At 35.0% G+C, this 17330-nt stretch carries 13 protein-coding genes; 1 reads left to right on the plus strand and 12 read right to left on the minus strand.

Annotated elements, in window-relative coordinates; genetic code table 11:
* Window position 1 precedes the first annotated feature (1 nt).
* Window positions 2-1369 carry a formyl-CoA transferase gene (gene frc, locus LrDSM24759_RS05355; RefSeq protein ID WP_170133362.1) on the minus strand — a complete coding sequence of 456 codons (1368 nt, stop codon included), beginning with the start codon at window positions 1367-1369 and terminating at the stop codon, window positions 2-4.
* Window positions 1362-3095, minus strand: a complete 1734-nt coding sequence (oxc, locus tag LrDSM24759_RS05360; protein ID WP_117118464.1) for an oxalyl-CoA decarboxylase — start codon at window positions 3093-3095, stop codon at window positions 1362-1364. Before oxc ends, frc begins: the two co-directional genes overlap by 8 nt.
* A gap of 174 nt (window positions 3096-3269) precedes the next feature.
* Between oxc and LrDSM24759_RS05365 the strand changes: the two genes are divergently transcribed.
* Entirely contained in the window at window positions 3270-4298 is a 1029-nt protein-coding gene (locus tag LrDSM24759_RS05365) for an AEC family transporter (protein ID WP_117118465.1), read from the plus strand.
* Between the two features lie 309 nt (window positions 4299-4607).
* On the opposite strand, the gene LrDSM24759_RS05370 is transcribed toward LrDSM24759_RS05365, so the two are convergent.
* The 10 genes from LrDSM24759_RS05370 to truB form a co-directional block, all read right to left on the minus strand.
* Complete coding sequence (locus tag LrDSM24759_RS05370; RefSeq protein ID WP_117118466.1) at window positions 4608-5135, minus strand: adenine phosphoribosyltransferase; 528 nt, start codon at window positions 5133-5135, stop codon at window positions 4608-4610.
* Window positions 5136-5251: 116 nt separating this feature from the next.
* Complete coding sequence (gene recJ, locus LrDSM24759_RS05375) at window positions 5252-7522, minus strand: single-stranded-DNA-specific exonuclease RecJ (protein ID WP_117118467.1); 2271 nt, start codon at window positions 7520-7522, stop codon at window positions 5252-5254.
* Window positions 7523-7666: 144 nt separating this feature from the next.
* Window positions 7667-8359: a class A sortase gene (locus tag LrDSM24759_RS05380; RefSeq protein ID WP_117118468.1), complete on the minus strand. Its 693-nt coding sequence runs from the start codon at window positions 8357-8359 to the stop codon at window positions 7667-7669.
* A gap of 1 nt (window position 8360) precedes the next feature.
* Window positions 8361-10199, minus strand: a complete 1839-nt coding sequence (gene lepA / locus LrDSM24759_RS05385; protein ID WP_117118469.1) for a translation elongation factor 4 — start codon at window positions 10197-10199, stop codon at window positions 8361-8363.
* Window positions 10200-10300: 101 nt separating this feature from the next.
* Window positions 10301-11449, minus strand: a complete 1149-nt coding sequence (dnaJ, locus tag LrDSM24759_RS05390) for a molecular chaperone DnaJ (protein ID WP_117118470.1) — start codon at window positions 11447-11449, stop codon at window positions 10301-10303.
* Between the two features lie 80 nt (window positions 11450-11529).
* Complete coding sequence (gene dnaK / locus LrDSM24759_RS05395) at window positions 11530-13371, minus strand: molecular chaperone DnaK (RefSeq protein WP_117118471.1); 1842 nt, start codon at window positions 13369-13371, stop codon at window positions 11530-11532.
* A gap of 19 nt (window positions 13372-13390) precedes the next feature.
* The gene (grpE, locus tag LrDSM24759_RS05400) at window positions 13391-13996 is read right to left on the minus strand and encodes a nucleotide exchange factor GrpE (protein ID WP_117118472.1); all 606 of its coding nucleotides are present in this window, start codon (window positions 13994-13996) and stop codon (window positions 13391-13393) included.
* 12 nt (window positions 13997-14008) lie between these two features.
* Complete coding sequence (gene hrcA / locus LrDSM24759_RS05405) at window positions 14009-15067, minus strand: heat-inducible transcriptional repressor HrcA (protein WP_117118473.1); 1059 nt, start codon at window positions 15065-15067, stop codon at window positions 14009-14011.
* Between the two features lie 368 nt (window positions 15068-15435).
* The gene (gene ribF / locus LrDSM24759_RS05410) at window positions 15436-16374 is read right to left on the minus strand and encodes a riboflavin biosynthesis protein RibF (protein ID WP_117118474.1); all 939 of its coding nucleotides are present in this window, start codon (window positions 16372-16374) and stop codon (window positions 15436-15438) included.
* 13 nt (window positions 16375-16387) lie between these two features.
* Entirely contained in the window at window positions 16388-17281 is an 894-nt protein-coding gene (gene truB / locus LrDSM24759_RS05415; protein WP_117118475.1) for a tRNA pseudouridine(55) synthase TruB, read from the minus strand.
* Window positions 17282-17330: the final 49 nt, after the last annotated feature.

The raw sequence follows: 17330 nt of genomic DNA on the forward strand, positions 1-17330 counted from the left end.
TTTATTCTTCGCCCTTAATAACTTGAGTTCTTGGGTTAGATGGAGCCTTTTCTTTAGAAATTACACCCTTTTCAACTAACTCCTCAATTTGATCTGGATCATAGCCAAGTGAAGATAAAATTTCTTTATTATTTTCACCTAAGTTTGGTGCAGCATTATAAACTGGTTTGTAGTTTGATAAGGTGAATGGCATACCAATTGTCTTAAACGTACCACGGTTACCACCTTGATCAATAGTAACAATAGTTCCATCTGAGTTTAAGTCAGGGTCATTTTCCAATTCGTGCCAATCAAGAATAGGACCGACTGGAATACCAACTGCACCAAGCTTCTTAGTTAATTCAAACTTATCATAATTCTTAGTGTAAGATTCAATTAATGGGTATAATTCTTGCTTGTGTAATTGACGGTGTTCCCAATCACTAAATCTAGGATCAGTTGCCCATTCTGGGTGACCCATGGTGTTAGCAATAGTTTCCCAGCTCTTGTTACTGTTTTGAACAACAATATATACATAAGCATTTGGATCAGTTTCCCAACCTTTAGCCTTGTAAGTCCAACCGATAACTTGACCACCTTCAGTGTTCTCAGCACGTGGAATTGCTTTGCCCCACTTGAAGTTAGGATATACAGCGTAGTGAGGAAGTGCACCTAAGTTATCAAGCATAATTTGGTCACGCAATTTGATACGACATAAGTTCAAAACTGCATCTTGCATTGATTGGTAAACAAAAGTACCTTCACCAGTATGTTCACGTTGAAGAAGTGCAGCTAAAATACCGATAGTTAAGTGCATACCTGAGTTTGAGTCACCAAGTGCGGCAGCAGATTGGGTAGGCACATTAAATTTACCTTCATTCCAACCTGTTGCAGTTGCTGAACCACCAGCTGATTGGGCTACTGGTTCAAAGGCCTTAACATTAGCAAAACGTGAGCCTTGGTTGAATCCCTTTAATGAAGCATAGATTAATCTTGGGTTTAACTTGTGAAGAGTATCCCAACCATAGCCAGCTTTTTCAGCAGCACCTGGTTTGATATTTTCAACAAAGACATCGGCATCTTTCAAAAGATCGTACATGATCTTCTTTCCTTCTGGTGCCTTAATATCCAAAGTTAATGACTTCTTGTTAGCATTCAATTGTAAGAAGTAAACACTCCATGAATCTGCAATATCAAGTAATTCATTTCTAGTTGGGTCACCAGTATTGGTACGTTCAATCTTAATAACGTCCGCACCAAGCCATGCTAATAATTGGGTACATGAGGGACCTGATTGAACTTGAGTCCAGTCCACAACTTTAATCCCTTTTAAAGGTGCATACTCATTAGTTTCATTTTCAATATTCTTGTTATTTGGTTCTTTAGTCATTTTTATCTACACTTTCTTTTTCTTCAAGTGGTTCAAGATTCAACTTTGGGTTGAGGTTACCAATATGACCTGATTCTTTACCCATGGCTGGGTCTAATTGAACGTTAATAATATTTGGTTTACCTGAAGCAACAGCCTTAGCAAAGGTCTCCTTCATTTCTTCATAATTAGTTACAAAGTAATTATCTCCACCAAAGGCTTTAGCTAGTAAATCATAATGAGCAGTTGGATCAAGTTGGGTTGGACCTGGTTGATCTGGTACAACCTTGTCAATACCATTGTAAATACCACCATTGTTTAGAATGACAATCGTAATTGGTAAGTGGTAACGACAAATAGTTTCAATTTCCATCCCGTCAAAGCCAAAGGCACTATCACCTTCAAGGGCAACTACTGGTTTACCAGTTTCAATAGCAGTGGCAATGGCATAACCCATACCAACACCCATTACACCCCAGGTACCAGTATCAAGGCGGTGACGAGGTAATTGCATTCCAATCATGTCACGACCAATATCTAAAGTATTAGCACCTTCACTAACTAAGTAAGTTTCAGGATGCTGCTCGAAGTATTCCTTAATTGGATCAATTGCAGCATAGAAGCCAAATTCAGGTTTGGTCTTACCCTTTTCAATTCTTTGAGCAAATTTTGCATCATTCTTGGTTGTATCTGCTGCAATTGCATCAAGCCAAGCTGAATCTACTTTATAGTTAGTTTCCTTAATAGCAGGAACTAATTTATTCAAAATTGATTGAATATCTCCTTGTAAAGGAGCGTCAATTTTTTGTGAAGAATCAAATTGAGTTGCATCAATGTCTAATTGAATAAATTTAGCATTTGGATTGAATTCTGGTGCATCACCATAAGAAAGCATCCAGTTCAAACGAGCACCAACTAAGATTACTACATCAGCATTCTTTAGTGAAAGTGAACGAGCTGCTGCGGCAGAATGCTTACTATCATCAGGGATAACACCTTTGGCCATTGACATTGGTAAAAATGGAATATCAGTAGCATCAACTAATTCTTGTAGTTGCTTTTCAGCACGATCATAAGCAGCACCTTTACCGATAATCATCAAAGGCTTTTTAGCGGATTTGATTAAATCAACTGCTCTTTGAATTGCTGCATCACTAGGTTCTTGTGCTGGAGCTGGATCAACTGGAGCAAAGATACCCATATCAGTTTGATCGGTTGCATTGTTCAATTGTGTAATTGTATCTGCTGGCAAGTCTAAGTAAACACCACCAGGACGACCAGATACGGCAGTACGAACTGCACGTGCAACTGCTAAACCAACATCTTGTGCACGATCAACACGATAAGCCTTCTTACAAAATGGTTTAGCAGCATTATATTGATCTAAACCTTCATAATCACCTTGTGATAAATCAATAATATGTCTTTCTGATGATCCTGAAATCATAATTAATGGAAAACAATTCTTAGTTGCTTCAGCTAAGGCCGTTAAACCATTTAAGAATCCAGGAGCAGAAACTGTTAAAGCAACTCCTGGTTGTTTATTCAAGAATCCTGCTCCCGCAGCAGCATTTACAGCAGAATCTTCTCTTCTAAAACCATAATATTTCATTCCACGTAATTCCATTAGTCTTGCTAGATCAGTTACGGGAATTCCGACAATACCATATACATTTTTAATACCGTTTTTTTGCAGTGCTTCTACTAAAATATTGGCACCAGTTCGGTTTAATAAATCTTCGGACATGTTATCCCTCCTAAAAATTCTCTACACGTTATTTATAAGGGATATTTTTTTAAAATACAAATAATAAGACTTAATATATAAAATTTAAAATAATAAGTCGTTTTAGTTGTTTTTATCAATTTTTGTCGGCATACTTGCTGTGTAAAGATATAAAAAAATTTATTGGAGGTATATATGGTTTCAATAATTGTAGATGATATTATCCCCATATTAATCCTGATGATTTTAGGATATATATGTGGGAAATTAGACTTTTTTGATAGTGATCAATTACAAGGACTTAATAAATTAGTCCTAGATATTGCCTTACCAGCAGCATTATTTATTTCAATTGTTAAGGCAACTCGTTCAATGTTTGTAAAAGACATTCGACTAACTATTGTTTCTGTTGTCGGTGTTGTAGGTTTGTTTATGGTAAGTTATTACTTAGATAAATTACTCTTTCACCGTTCAACACAACAAGCTGCCGTCTGTGCTTTGATTGCAGGATCCCCAACAATTGGATTTTTAGGTTTTGCGGTATTGGATCCTATTTATGGTAACGACGTTACTACTAACCTAGTTATCGGAATTGTTTCAATTGTCGTTAATGCCATTACCATTCCTCTTGGACTTTTCTTAATTAATAAAGGATTAGCCCAAGACAAAGAAGCAGCTACTTCTGATAACACCAGTGACAGCGATGATAAAGATGATAAAAAGAAAAAGTCAAAAGGCAATTCTCATATTATGGAATCTATTATTAGTGCCATTAAAAAGCCCGTTGCCGCCGCTCCTTTATTAGCTGTTTTATTTGTATTAACCGGACTTAGAATTCCAAATTCTTGGGATCCAACATTTGACTTAATTGCTAAAGCAAATGCTGGTGTTGCTGTTTTAGCAGCTGGTGTTGCTTTATCAACTGTTAAATTTGCCGTTAACAAAGAAGTTATCTGGAACACCTTCTTCCGCTTATTCTTGACACCTGCAATTATCGTTGCTTTTGCTTATATAATTGGTATGGGATTTGAACCTCACAAGATTTCAATGCTAGCTTTAGCAACTGGTCTTCCACCTGCATTCTCAGGAATCATCATTTCCAGTCGCTTCAAAATCTACGTTAAGGAAGGTGCAAGTACTGTTGCAGTTTCTACCGTAGTCTTTGCAGTAAGTTGTATTTTCTGGATTTGGATTTTACCACTTATTGCTGGCTGGATTCACTAAACTATCAAGTAAAATTTAAAACGAAAAAGCTTTCGAAATACATTTCGAAAGCTTTTTTGATAGATAAATATTTAATTAATTTTGCTTTTTATTTCTTTTGTAAGTGTGAATAATATCCATATGCCATGAATAAACACCGCAAGTTACAGCAATTAATCCCAATAAAATTGTTCCTGAATACATAATTTTTTTCATCTTTTACATCTCCTAACTATATAATCATCATAGTTAAGAAAAAATTCTAGTTCAATTAAAATGCATTCAAAACATAAAAATATCCTTAGTTAATTAATTAACTAAGGATATTTTTTAAGCGCCTTCCATTTGAACTAAACTGAAAATATCAGTATCTGGGAACTTCTCTCTTCCCTTTAAATCTGGAAGTTCAATATAAAATGCTGCGCCGACAACTTCGCCACCCATTCTTTCAACTAATTCTTTAGTTGCGTGTAAAGTACCAGCGGTAGCCATTAAGTCATCACAAATAACTACTTTTTGACCTGGTTTAATTGCATCTTTATGCATTTCAAGTGAATTAGAACCATATTCTAAATCATAAGAAGCCTTTTCAGTTTCACGAGGTAATTTACCAGGTTTACGTGCAGGAACAAAACCAAGGCCTAATTCAGTCGCTACTGGACACCCCACAATAAAGCCACGTGCTTCTGGTCCAACAATTACTTCTGCACCACGACTTTTAGCATATTCCGCTAATTCGTGGGTAGCAGCACGATATAATTTACCATCTTGTAAGATTGGGGTAATATCGCGAAAAACAATTCCTTCATTAGGGAAATTTTGCACACTGGCAATGTACTTCTTAAAATCAACTGACATATAAAGCTGACCTCTCCTTTGACTTTAAAAACTATAATAAGTCTTTGACTGTTCTATTTTACCAGAAATGGAACAAAAAAACAGTCTAAGGACCGTTTTTAATAAAATATATCTTTTTATAACATCATTTGTTTAACATAATTTATTAACTGTTCAGTTGGCATATGTCTTAACTGTTGCATAAATTTTATTTGCGCATTAACTCCCTGTAAATAGTTAGAAGTAGTGAGCGGTTTTTTCTCAGGATTTTTTTCAGCAATAATCTTGCCATCCTGATAAGTTACGAATTTTAATTCAAAAAATACTCGTAGAATGAATAAAATACTATCATAGTCTAATCCTAAGTAGGGAGCTACTTCTTGGTAGTCATCTAAGCTAAGTTCGGGATGGGCATAGATATATTTCAAAATTTTACCAAAAGCATCTTTATTGGGAATGCTTTGAACTGGTAATTCATCCAAAATAAATCTTAGATATAGTTGGGCATATTCATTATTTAACGCCTGGTCTAATTCAGCTTTATTACGTGGAGTATCTAATAAAACAGCCGTTTCATTGTTTAAATCATAATCTTTTACTAAACTGATATGATCTTTGTTAATTCCGAGGCCATTTTCTACCCAGGGAATAAGTTTTTTATCAAATAACAAATATCGATCAGCAAAACCCATAATATAATCTTCTTTTCGCAAATCGATGACCTTCGTTGGTACTGCTAACTGCGGAGCACCATAAGCAATATCATCAATCATCCCTTGTAAGCTAACTTTATTACGCCATTGATTTAAAGATAAAGTAAGGTACAAAGTTTTAACAAAAGAAAGAATATTTGAATTTAAATATCCCTTATTAAAGCCAACTACTTCTAGGTTTCCACCATTTTTACTTGCTGTAAATTTAACATGATTCTTATCCTTACCCATTTTAAAGAAATGAGAAATCTGTGGTTCAGTAATTGAAAAAATCGGCTCTGGATTACCAGTCCCAAAAGGTCCCACTAAATTAATTTGATTCATTAATTCAGGCCGTAATTCAGACATTGGCAATTCCATATCATATTCTTTTTCTTCTAAACTATCACTAACATGGAAGTTTTCTTCAAAATTTTTTCTTAAACGATTAATGTCTTTTTCTTGTAGGGAAAGACCACAGGCAAAATCATGACCACCAAACTTTGTTAAGATATCACCCTTTAAAGGTTCCAAAGCATCAAAAATATTAAAACCTTCTACTGATCTACCTGAACCTTTAATTTCCCCTGCTTCATTTTTAGTAAGTACGATCGTTGGTTTATGAAGCGCTTCTACTATCTTATTAGCAACTAAACCCAAAACTCCTTCATGAAAGTCTGGATTATAGATCACTAAGGTATTAGTATGTTGCCACCCTTTTTCTTTTACTTCTTGTAAACATGCTTGAAATACTTCACTCGTTAATTCTTTACGTTTTTCATTTAAATCTTCAATTTGTTGAGCAATTTGTTGCGCCTCATCTTCATCATCAGTTAAGAGCAATTGCACCGCTAATTCAGCATTTGCTAAACGTCCAACAGCATTTAAACGAGGCGCAATATTAAAACCAATATCCGTTGCTGTAATTTGACCCAAATTAAGCCCCGATAATTTAATTAAGGTACGTAATCCCGGGCGCTCACTTTGATTGATCATTTCTAAGCCGCGTTTAACAATGATATGACCTTCACCAGTTACTTTAACCATATCCCCAATAGTTCCAATCATTGCTAATTCAAGCATGTCACTCATTGAATCATCCATAAGCGCGCGACAAATCGTATAAGCTACACCAGCTCCACAATAATCATCAAAAGGATATTTTTGTCCTGGATAATTACAGTGCATGATTGCGTAAGCCTCAGGCACTTCACTTTGAAAAGTATGGTGATCAGTGATTATTGTATCTACCCCATGCTCTTTAGCGTATTTAACTTCTTCTACTCCAGTAACTCCATTATCAACCGTAATTATTAAATTAGTACCATTTTCAATTAATTCTTTATAGCGCTCTAAATTTGGTCCATAGCCATCTTTAAAACGGTCCGGAATAAAGTAATGAACATCAGCTCCTAAAATAGAAAGAGTTTCGACCATAATACTAGTAGAAGTAATTCCATCAGCATCATAATCACCATAAATAGTGATTTTTTCACCATTATCTATTGCTTGATTGATTCTTTCAATAGTCTTATCCATATCATGCATTAAGTATGGATCGGCCAAATCATATTCAGACGCATTGAACCATTTTTCTAATTTTTCGGCCGTATTAATCTCCCTTAATGAAAACAACTTAGCCTGAATGGGGCTAAGTTGAAATTCATCAATCAATTCTTCAGCTAAGGGACTAGCTTGTCTTTGTTTCCATTTCATATTCTAAACACTTCAAGTTCTAAGTAATAAATAATTTTTAACAGATACTAACTATTATATTAAGAAAAAACTTTCTACGCAATTTAGTTTTAAAACAAATAAAAAGCTTAATCATACTTCAGTTGTATCATTAAGCTAAAAATTTTATTTTAATTTAAAGACTTGTAGGTTCTTATCCGTTGCTTTTTCAGTCTTAATCAAATTACCTCTAACTGCCCAACGATTTACACCACCGTCAGCACAAGTAATTAAAGTTACAATGTTTTGTTTAGTATTATTTACTAACCACACCGCAGTCGGATCAACCTTTTTCTTCATGTATATTTTATAAACATAAATCTTCTTCAAGTCAGTTAGATAAACTTTTTCTCCGACCTTAGTATTTTCTAATGGGGAGAATAATACGCCTTTGGCAGTCATATAGTGTCCAGCTAGAGGATAATTACCCTTTCCCATCACTTGATCAGCACGCATTGTACCACCACCAGTGGACATAGCATCATTACTTAGTCCCTTCATAATTGGTAAGTACATTTTAACTGCAGGAACTGCAAGTGCACCAATCGCATCAGCAGTATTTTTGACACGAGATTTAGTAACTTGGCTAAAATCAATTTCTTGAACCTTTGAATAATCAAACATTCCTTTTTTCTTTTCATTTTTTTCAATCGTACTTCGATCTAATTTTTTCAATGCAGAAGATTGATTTTGAGCTACCATATAATCACGAATTTGGGCATTAAAAATCATCCCCAAACCAATAATTAGAAGAATAACAGCTGCTACTCTTAACCAGATTACCTTTTTTGAAGTTTTCTTTTTCTCATTTTTATTCATTTTATTTTCCTTTGATATCTTCATCGTTCATCTGCAATACTGCCATGAAAGCATCTTGTGGTACTTCTACTTTACCAACTGCTTTCATTCGCTTCTTACCACGACGTTGCTTTTCAAGTAACTTAGCCCGACGATCTGGATCACCAGTATGAATCTTCCAAGTAACATCTTTACGATATGGTTTAATTGTAGCACGTGAAATAATCTTAGCACCAATTGCTCCTTGAATATCCACTTCAAAGTTTTGGCGTGGAATCAATTTCTTAAGTAAAGTAGTCATTTGACGTGCACGTGCTTGAGCTTCGTCACGATGTGCAATAAAACTCAAAGCATCAATTGGTTCCTTATTGAGTAACATATCAATCTTAACCAAATTGGTTGCGCGATAGCCAGTAATTTCATAATCAAGGGATGCATACCCCTTAGTTGAAGATTTCAAATCATCAAAGAAGTCAAAAATTATTTCGGCAAGTGGCATATTATATTTAACATTAACGCGATATTTATCCATATAATCCATGGTGATAAATTCACCGCGTTTACGTTGACACAATTCCATTACAGGACCAACATAATCTTCCGGCACCATGATCTCTGCCTTAACATAAGGCTCTTGAACTTCCTTATATTCACCTGCTTCTGGTAAATCAGCTGGATTATCAATTAACTTCGTTGAACCATCATTCATAATTGCATGATAGTCAACACTTGGTGCAGTCATAATCAAATCAATGCCGAATTCTTGTTCCAGTCTTTCTTGGACTACATCCATATGAAGTAAGCCTAAGAAACCACAACGGAAACCGAAACCAAGAGCCTGCGAAGTTTCAGGTTCAAATTCAAGTGCAGCATCATTTAATTGCAACTTTTGCAATGCTTCTTTTAAATCATCATATTTTTGATTGTCAACGGGATACATTCCGGAATAAACCATTGGGGGAATTTGACGATATCCAGGCAATGGTTCAGGAGTAGGATTTTCGGCACTAGTAATGGTATCACCAACGCGAGTTTCACGAACTGATTTAATGTTAGCAGTAATATAACCTACATCCCCCGCAATCAACATATCCTTTTTAACTGGATTAGGACTAGATACACCTACTTCTGTTACTTCAAAATCTTTACCGGTATTCATAATTCTGATTTTATCACCAGGTTTAACAGTTCCTTCTTCAATTCTTACTGCTAAAACAACTCCACGATAATCATCATATTTTGAATCAAAAATTAAAGCTTTTAATGGAGCCTCAATATCTCCTTGAGGAGCAGGAATATCTTGGACAATTCTTTCCAATAATTCAGGAATTCCTTGTCCAGTTTTACCAGAAACTTCAACCGCATCCTCTGCGTCCAAGCCAATCATTTCTTCAATTTCACCCTTGCACATTTCTGGGTCAGCTGAAGGTAAATCAATCTTATTGATAACAGGTAAAATTTCTAGATCATCATCAATGGCTAAGTATGTATTAGCCAAAGTTTGCGCTTGCACACCTTGAGTCGCATCAACTACTAAAAGTGCTCCTTCACAAGCCGCTAAAGAACGCGAAACTTCATAAGAAAAATCAACGTGTCCTGGAGTGTCAATTAAGTGAAAAATATAGTCTTCTCCATTTTTTGCATGATACTTTACTTGCACTGAGTTTAACTTGATAGTAATACCACGTTGACGTTCTAATGGCATATCATCAAGTAATTGTTCTTTTAATTGTCTTTTTGAAACAGTATCTGTTAATTCTAAAATTCGATCAGCAATTGTAGATTTTCCATGGTCAATATGTGCTACAATTGAAAAGTTTCTAATATGTTTTTGGTACTCTTTTAATTTTTTAATATCCATAAATTCACCTTTTTCACTTATTTAATTATAGCAAAGGGCCAAAACAAAAGAAAAAGAATAGGAAAATTTTCCTATTCTTTTTAACTTGTCGAAATTACTTACTAATGAAGATCAAGCTTATCTTTCATTCTTTCAAAGAAATTCTTCTCTTGCGGAGTAATATTTCCCCCGCCAGCCTTAACATAATCTACCAAGGCCTCTTTTTGCTTGTCATTCATCTTCTTTGGAATTTGGACTTTAACGGTTACTTCTTGATCTCCACGGCCACTACTATTTAGCTTAGGTACACCTTCTCCTCTTAATTTAAAGTGAGTATTAGGTTGGGTACCTTCAGGAATTTTAAGAGTAACTTTTCCATCAACAGTATCAACTTGAATTTGATCACCTAGGGCAGCTTGAGCAAATGAAATTGGTTCTTCTGTATAAATTGTCGTTCCACGCCGAGTAAATTTCTTACTTGGTTTTACCCTAAAGACGATGAATAAATCTCCATATGGTCCACCATTTTTACCGGCTTCACCATCACCATTTTTACGCATTTGTTGGCCATTATCAATTCCAGCTGGTACATCAATTTGAACCGTATGTTTCTTTTCAACAGTTCCTTTACCATGACAAGTTTGACATGGATGTTCAATAATTTGACCACGGCCATTACATTTATCACAAACAACTTGTTGTTGCATCATGCCAAATGGGGTTTGATGAGATTGCATAACCACACCTGAACCATGACATTTATCACAAGTAATTGGATGTGTACCCTTTTCTGCGCCAGTACCATGACAGGTCTCACAAACTTCATCACGATTATAAGAAACTTGGGTCTTTTTACCCTTAATCGCATCCATAAAATCAAGATCTAAAGTATAATCCAAATCTTGACCCTTTTGTGGTGCGGAAGGATCAGCTCGACGACTACGGCCACCACCAAAAATATCATTAAAAATATCACTAAAGTCACCAAAACCGCCAAAACCTTGACCAGCATTGCCAAAACCACCTTGACCACCAAAGCCGCCTTGACCATTCACGCCAGCCTGACCAAATTGATCATATTGAGCCCGCTTTTGCTTATCATGAAGCACTTCGTAAGCTTCATTTACTTCTTTATATTTTTCTTCAGCACCAGGTTCATGGTTGATGTCTGGGTGATATTTTTTTGCTAACTTTCGATAAGCAGAACTGATTTCTTTATCGGTTGCATTTTTATTAACACCCAGCACTTCATAATAATCACGTTGTGCCATTTATAAACTCCTTTAATTCATAAAAGAAAAGAACTACGCAGCGCAGTTCTTTTCTAAATGGTATTTATATTATACCCACTTTACTTGTGAAAATCACCATCAACTGTTGGGCCATCATCATTACCATTTGAATTATCATTTGGTTGACCACCTTGTGGGTTTGGACCTTGAGGACCACCTTGTGCTCCACCATTTTGTTGATAAAGCTTAACTGCTAAGTCTTGAGCTACTTTAGATAAAGCATCCTTCTTAGCCTTCATATCTTCAAGGTTATTATCTTTTTGAGCCTTCTTTAAGTCTTCTAAGGCATCCTTTACTTTCTTAACTTCATCTTCAGGAACTTTACCGTCAACTTCTTTTAAAGTCTTTTCGGTAGTAAAGATTAATTGGTCAACTTCATTACGTAAGTCAACTTCTTCTTTCTTCTTGTTATCTTCTTCAGCGTGTTCTTCTGCTTCTTTTTGCATACGGTTGATTTCTTCGTCAGATAAACCAGATGAAGATTTAATAGTAATCTTTTGTTCCTTACCAGTACCCATATCCTTAGCTGATACGTTTACGATACCGTTTTTGTCGATATCAAAAGTAACTTGGATTTGTGGAACACCACGTGGTGCAGGTGGAATATCAGTTAATTCAAAGCGTCCAAGTGTCTTGTCGTCAGCGGCCATTGGACGTTCACCTTGTAAAACGTGAACATCTACAGCTGGTTGGTTATCAGCAGCAGTTGAGAAGATTTGGCTCTTTGAAGTAGGAATAGTAGTATTTCTATCAATTAACTTAGTGAAGACACCACCCATAGTTTCAATACCTAATGATAATGGGGTAACATCAAGTAAAACAACATCCTTAACATCACCAGAGATAACACCACCTTGAATTGCGGCACCAAGGGCAACAGCTTCATCAGGGTTAATTGAGTGATCAGGTTCTTTACCTGCCCATTTCTTAACAGCTTCTTGAACAGCTGGAATACGAGTTGAACCACCATTTAAGATAACCTTATCGATATCACCTACTGATAAACCTGCATCCTTTAAGGCGTTATCAAATGGAACCTTAGTCTTTTCAACTAAATCATTAGTTAATTCATCAAATTTGGCACGAGTTAAGTCTGCTTCTAAGTGAAGTGGACCAGCTTCGCCAGCTGAGATGAATGGAAGTGAAATGTGGGTTGAAGAAACACCTGATAAATCTTTCTTAGCCTTTTCAGCAGCATCTTTCAAACGTTGTAAGGCCATCTTATCTTGAGAAAGATCAATGCCATTTTCTGCTTTAAAGTTTTGGATCAACCAATCCATAATCTTCTTATCGAAGTCATCCCCACCTAAATGAGTATCCCCATTAGTAGATAAAACTTGGAAGACACCGTCACCTAATTCAAGGACAGAAACATCAAAAGTACCACCACCAAGGTCATATACTAAGATCTTTTCATCGGCATCATCTTTATCCAAACCATAAGCAAGTGAACTTGCAGTAGGTTCGTTAATAATTCTTTGAACATTTAAACCAGCAATTTTACCAGCATCCTTAGTTGCTTGTCTTTGGGCATCATTGAAGTATGCAGGAACAGTAATAACTGCATCAGTTACTTCTTCACCAAGATAATCTTCTGAGAACTTCTTGATGTATTGCAAAATCATTGCAGAGATTTCTTGAGGAGTATATTCTTTATCTCCAACTTTAACTTTGTATCCTTCTTCACCCATGTGACTCTTAATTGAAGTGATAGTGTTTGGGTTAGTGATAGCTTGTCTTTTTGCTGCTTCACCAACTTGAATTTCACCATCTTTAAAAGCAACTACAGAAGGAGTAGTACGACTACCTTCAGGGTTAGTAATAATTTTTGGTTCTTTTCCTTCTAAGACAGCTACTGCTGAGTTAGTAGTACCTAGGTCAATTCCAATAACTTTTGACATCTAAATTTACTTCCTTTCGTTATTGTGCGACAACAACCATTGCTGGTCTTAACGTACGATCTTTATATTGATATCCCTTTTGTAAAACTTGAACTACATGGTCCTTCTGCTCATCATTTTCTGCAGCTACTGTTTGCACTGCTTGATGTAAGTTAGGGTCAAACTTTTCACCCTCAGCCTTTATTTCAGTAATACCGTGGTCATTCATGGCTCTAACTAAAGCATCCAAAGTCATTTGAACACCCTTTTGTAATTGTAGAGCTGCTTCATCATCAGCTTTAACAGCTAAAGCTCGTTCCAAGTTATCCATTGCAGGCAAGACATCTTTGGCTAAATTTTGTGACTCATATTTAATCAATTGAGCCCGCTCTTTAGCATAACGATTTTGCATATTTTGATTTTCCGCTTCACTTCTAAGGTACTTGTCCTCAAGTTCCTTATTCTTTTCAGTTAAAGCAGTAATCTTTAATTCAAGTTCGTTAACTTTAGCTTCACTATCTTCTTTACTTGTTTTTTTTGCTTCTTCAGTTTTTTTACTATTTTCTTTTGCTTCAGAATCTTTTTTATGAGCTGATGAATCTTCTTCTTTTAAATCTTTTTCATGTGGAAATTCTTCTTTACTCACAGCTAACCTCCTCTATTTAAATCTACCGTAGTAATCGAGTAGCTTTTTAGCTAACTCATCTCTAAAGTAATCGAGTAATCCGATCATCTGCGAGTACGGCATATTCGTCGGACCTAAAAGAGCGATTGTCCCTTTGCCATATTTACCAACATTATATTCAGCAGTTAATAAACTATAATTCTTTAATAGGTCAGATGGCAATTCAGAACCAAGCTTAACTTGAATTTTAGAATTACCTTTTCCAACCATATCATCAGGTTTAAAGTCTATTAAATTCGAAATAAGATCTTCTTTTTGATTGATTAATTCATACAATGATTTAATTTGAGATACATCATTGCTTTCAAAATTATTAAGTAAGTTAATTTGCCCATCAACATACATCTGTTCACTAGCAGCATCTTTAATTACATCTTGCAATAAATCTACTATTTGTGTTGCTGATGAACGATTGACTAATTGTTGTGAAATTTCATTTAAAAGTGAAGAATTAATTTCACTTAAAGATTTACCTACTAAATAACTATTGATTAAATTAACTGCCTTTTCAATCTCTTCAGCCTTGGCACTATGTGGTAAAGTATAAACTTGATTTTTAACATTACCATCATCAGTAACCAAGATTGCCATTACTTGATATGGAGAAAGTGGCACGATCCTAAAGCCTGTAATTTTAATATCCTTTGTTTCAGGACCAGCCGCAAAAGCAGTATAATCAGTCAAATCAGATAAGATCTTTGCTGCTTCTTGTACTATTTCATTTACTTGATGAAATGGCTGATCTAGCTGATAGCCAATTTTTTCATAAATTGAACTAGGAACTTGGACTGGATTAATAAGATGATCGAGATAATAACGATAACCCAAAGTTGAAGGAATTCTTCCACTAGATGAATGGGTCTTTTCTAATAATCCAGCTTCTTCCAAAGCTGCCATTTCATTACGAATTGTTGCACTAGAAACCTTTATTGGTAATTGGGACATAACGGTCTTTGAGCCAACAGGCTCATGCATTTGCGTGAAGTCTTTAATAATAGTTTTTAAAATTAACTCTTGCCGTTCGGTCAACATTTATATCGCCCCTTTATTAGCACTCAAGTTTTTACTGTGCTAACAATTATAATGATATCAAACTTTAGCAATAATGCAAGCTGAGTGCTAAATATTTTTTATAAATTAATCCCCTCATGCAAAAAGAGTCTACACTTTGCACAAGTATAGACTCTTTTCCTTCAGTATGAGTAAGGTATTGTATGAGCTAATTGGGATATCAAAAGAAGGATTACCCTCTATAATTAACCTTGTAACAAAGTGTACAAAAAAACTCTTTTAATAAAAGAAATTTTATTTAACTACACATAATTGCAAGATTAATTAACGCAACGGCAATCCCTCTTTCATAATGAATTTCAATTGATGCCAAAATTATAATTTAATATTTATTTTTTGTCCAACTGGTTAAAATACTTTTGAATATCTTCTTGGTCCTTCTTTAACTGCGCGCTTAACTCAGGAATACCGGCAAATTTTTCATTACCACGCATATATTTATACCAAGCAATTGTCATTGCTTTCCCATAAGCTTCTTCATCAAAGCCAAATAAATGCGATTCAATCGTTAACTCTTTATTTTCAAAAGTATCATTGTAGCCGACACTAGTCATAGAATTATACCATTTACCATCAATTAGTGTACGAGTTGCATAAACGCCTTCAGCTGGAATAACCTTATCTCCCTCAACTTTTAAATTAGCAGTAGGAAATCCAATTGTATGTCCGCGACGATAACCTTTTACAATAATTCCTGAAGTTGTATAAGGTGCGCCTAAAAGTTTATTAGCTAATTCAATTTTACCGGTTTCAATGGCATGACGAATGTTGGTAGAGCCAACTTTTTGTCCAGCCTCCATATGCTTTGGTTCAACCACAATATCAAACCTTCCTTTAACAAATTTTGGTAAATTTTCAATATTAGCCACATCTTTAGGTCCATATGTATAATCAAAACCAACAACTGCAGTATCAATATTTAATTTAAGCACCACTTGATCGATAAATTCCTGTGGTTCTAATTTACTAAAGTTTTCATCAAAATCCACGACTAACATATAATCAACATTCAATTTAGCTAACTTTTCTTCTTTTTCTTTTAAAGTATTAAGATATACAAAAGTTTTATCATTCTGGTAAATTTCTTTTGGATGACGGTTAAAAGTCATTACACCCAAAGGTAACCCTTTCTTAGCTGCAATTTCTTTAGCATGCTTAATTAAGGCCTGATGACCACAATGGAGACCATCGAAGAAGCCTAAAGCCACAACCATATTTTCTTTTATGGGCTTTTCCTTAATTGGAAACTTTATTGAAATTACTTTCACTTCTGATTCCTCTTTATTCGTTGTTTAAAAGCATTAAAACAGGACGATAATCTTGCCCTACTTTTTTATAAATTGCCTTTATTTTATTATTAAATCTCAATGCCACTTTTTCCCTTGGAATATTTAATTTAATCGCAGCTCCATTTTTTACACGATTAAATTGATCTTGTGTCAAATCTATCGTTGGATAATCACTGAAAAAGTCATCAATTGCTTGTAACCATTTCTCTGGATAATCAAGATTTTTTTCAATATCAGCTAAACAAACCGCATGATTAATATTAAATCCTGAACTAGCAATTCGCGTCAAACTCGTCATTACTGCAGGCATATTTAAGTGCGTTCCTAAGTCATTAACTAAAGAGCGAACATAGGTTCCCTTAGAACATTTAATTGCAAAATCAAAGTCCTGGGTTTTATGTTCTTTATCATACCTTAATTCATTAGTTAATTGATAGTTAAATACTTCAACTTTTCTTTTAGGACGTTCAACTGGAATATTTTTTCTAGCATATTCATATAAACGCATCCCATTCACCCTAACTGCCGAATAAATTGGTGGAACTTGTTCTAATTCTCCAGTTAATTTTTCCATTCCACTACTAATTTCATCCCGTGTAAAAGGCTTTTCTACTGCCTTAGTTTCAAGAATTTTTCCTTCTAGATCATAGCTATCAGTTGCTAAACCAAATCTTCCTGTTCCAATATAAGCCTTCGGTTCTTCGTGCATTAATTCAATTAATTTGGTAGCTTGACCAATTGCAATTGGTAATACCCCATTTACTTCTGGATCCAAAGTACCAGCATGACCAATTTTTCTAATATGAAGAAGCTTTCTTAACTTATAGACACAGTCGCTACTAGTCATTCCTCGTTCTTTATTCAGAACAACAATACCATTTAACATCAAAATTCTCCTAATAATTAAATTAAAAGGCGTCAACAACTTGATTGAC

Origin of the sequence: Lactobacillus rodentium, assembly GCF_003423665.1 — a bacterium.
GTDB classification, from domain to species: Bacteria; Bacillota; Bacilli; order Lactobacillales; family Lactobacillaceae; genus Lactobacillus; species Lactobacillus rodentium.

Excerpts from the sequence above, each read along its gene's own strand:
- frc (WP_170133362.1), bottom strand. The coding sequence starts at position 1,369 with ATGACTAAAGAACCAAATAACAAGAATATTGAAAATGAAACTAATGAG.
- oxc (WP_117118464.1), bottom strand. The coding sequence starts at position 3,095 with ATGTCCGAAGATTTATTAAACCGAACTGGTGCCAATATTTTAGTAGAA.
- LrDSM24759_RS05365 (WP_117118465.1), top strand. The coding sequence starts at position 3,270 with ATGGTTTCAATAATTGTAGATGATATTATCCCCATATTAATCCTGATG.
- LrDSM24759_RS05370 (WP_117118466.1), bottom strand. The coding sequence starts at position 5,135 with ATGTCAGTTGATTTTAAGAAGTACATTGCCAGTGTGCAAAATTTCCCT.
- recJ (WP_117118467.1), bottom strand. The coding sequence starts at position 7,522 with ATGAAATGGAAACAAAGACAAGCTAGTCCCTTAGCTGAAGAATTGATT.
- LrDSM24759_RS05380 (WP_117118468.1), bottom strand. The coding sequence starts at position 8,359 with ATGAATAAAAATGAGAAAAAGAAAACTTCAAAAAAGGTAATCTGGTTA.
- lepA (WP_117118469.1), bottom strand. The coding sequence starts at position 10,199 with ATGGATATTAAAAAATTAAAAGAGTACCAAAAACATATTAGAAACTTT.
- dnaJ (WP_117118470.1), bottom strand. The coding sequence starts at position 11,449 with ATGGCACAACGTGATTATTATGAAGTGCTGGGTGTTAATAAAAATGCA.
- dnaK (WP_117118471.1), bottom strand. The coding sequence starts at position 13,371 with ATGTCAAAAGTTATTGGAATTGACCTAGGTACTACTAACTCAGCAGTA.
- hrcA (WP_117118473.1), bottom strand. The coding sequence starts at position 15,067 with ATGTTGACCGAACGGCAAGAGTTAATTTTAAAAACTATTATTAAAGAC.
- truB (WP_117118475.1), bottom strand. The coding sequence starts at position 17,281 with ATGTTAAATGGTATTGTTGTTCTGAATAAAGAACGAGGAATGACTAGT.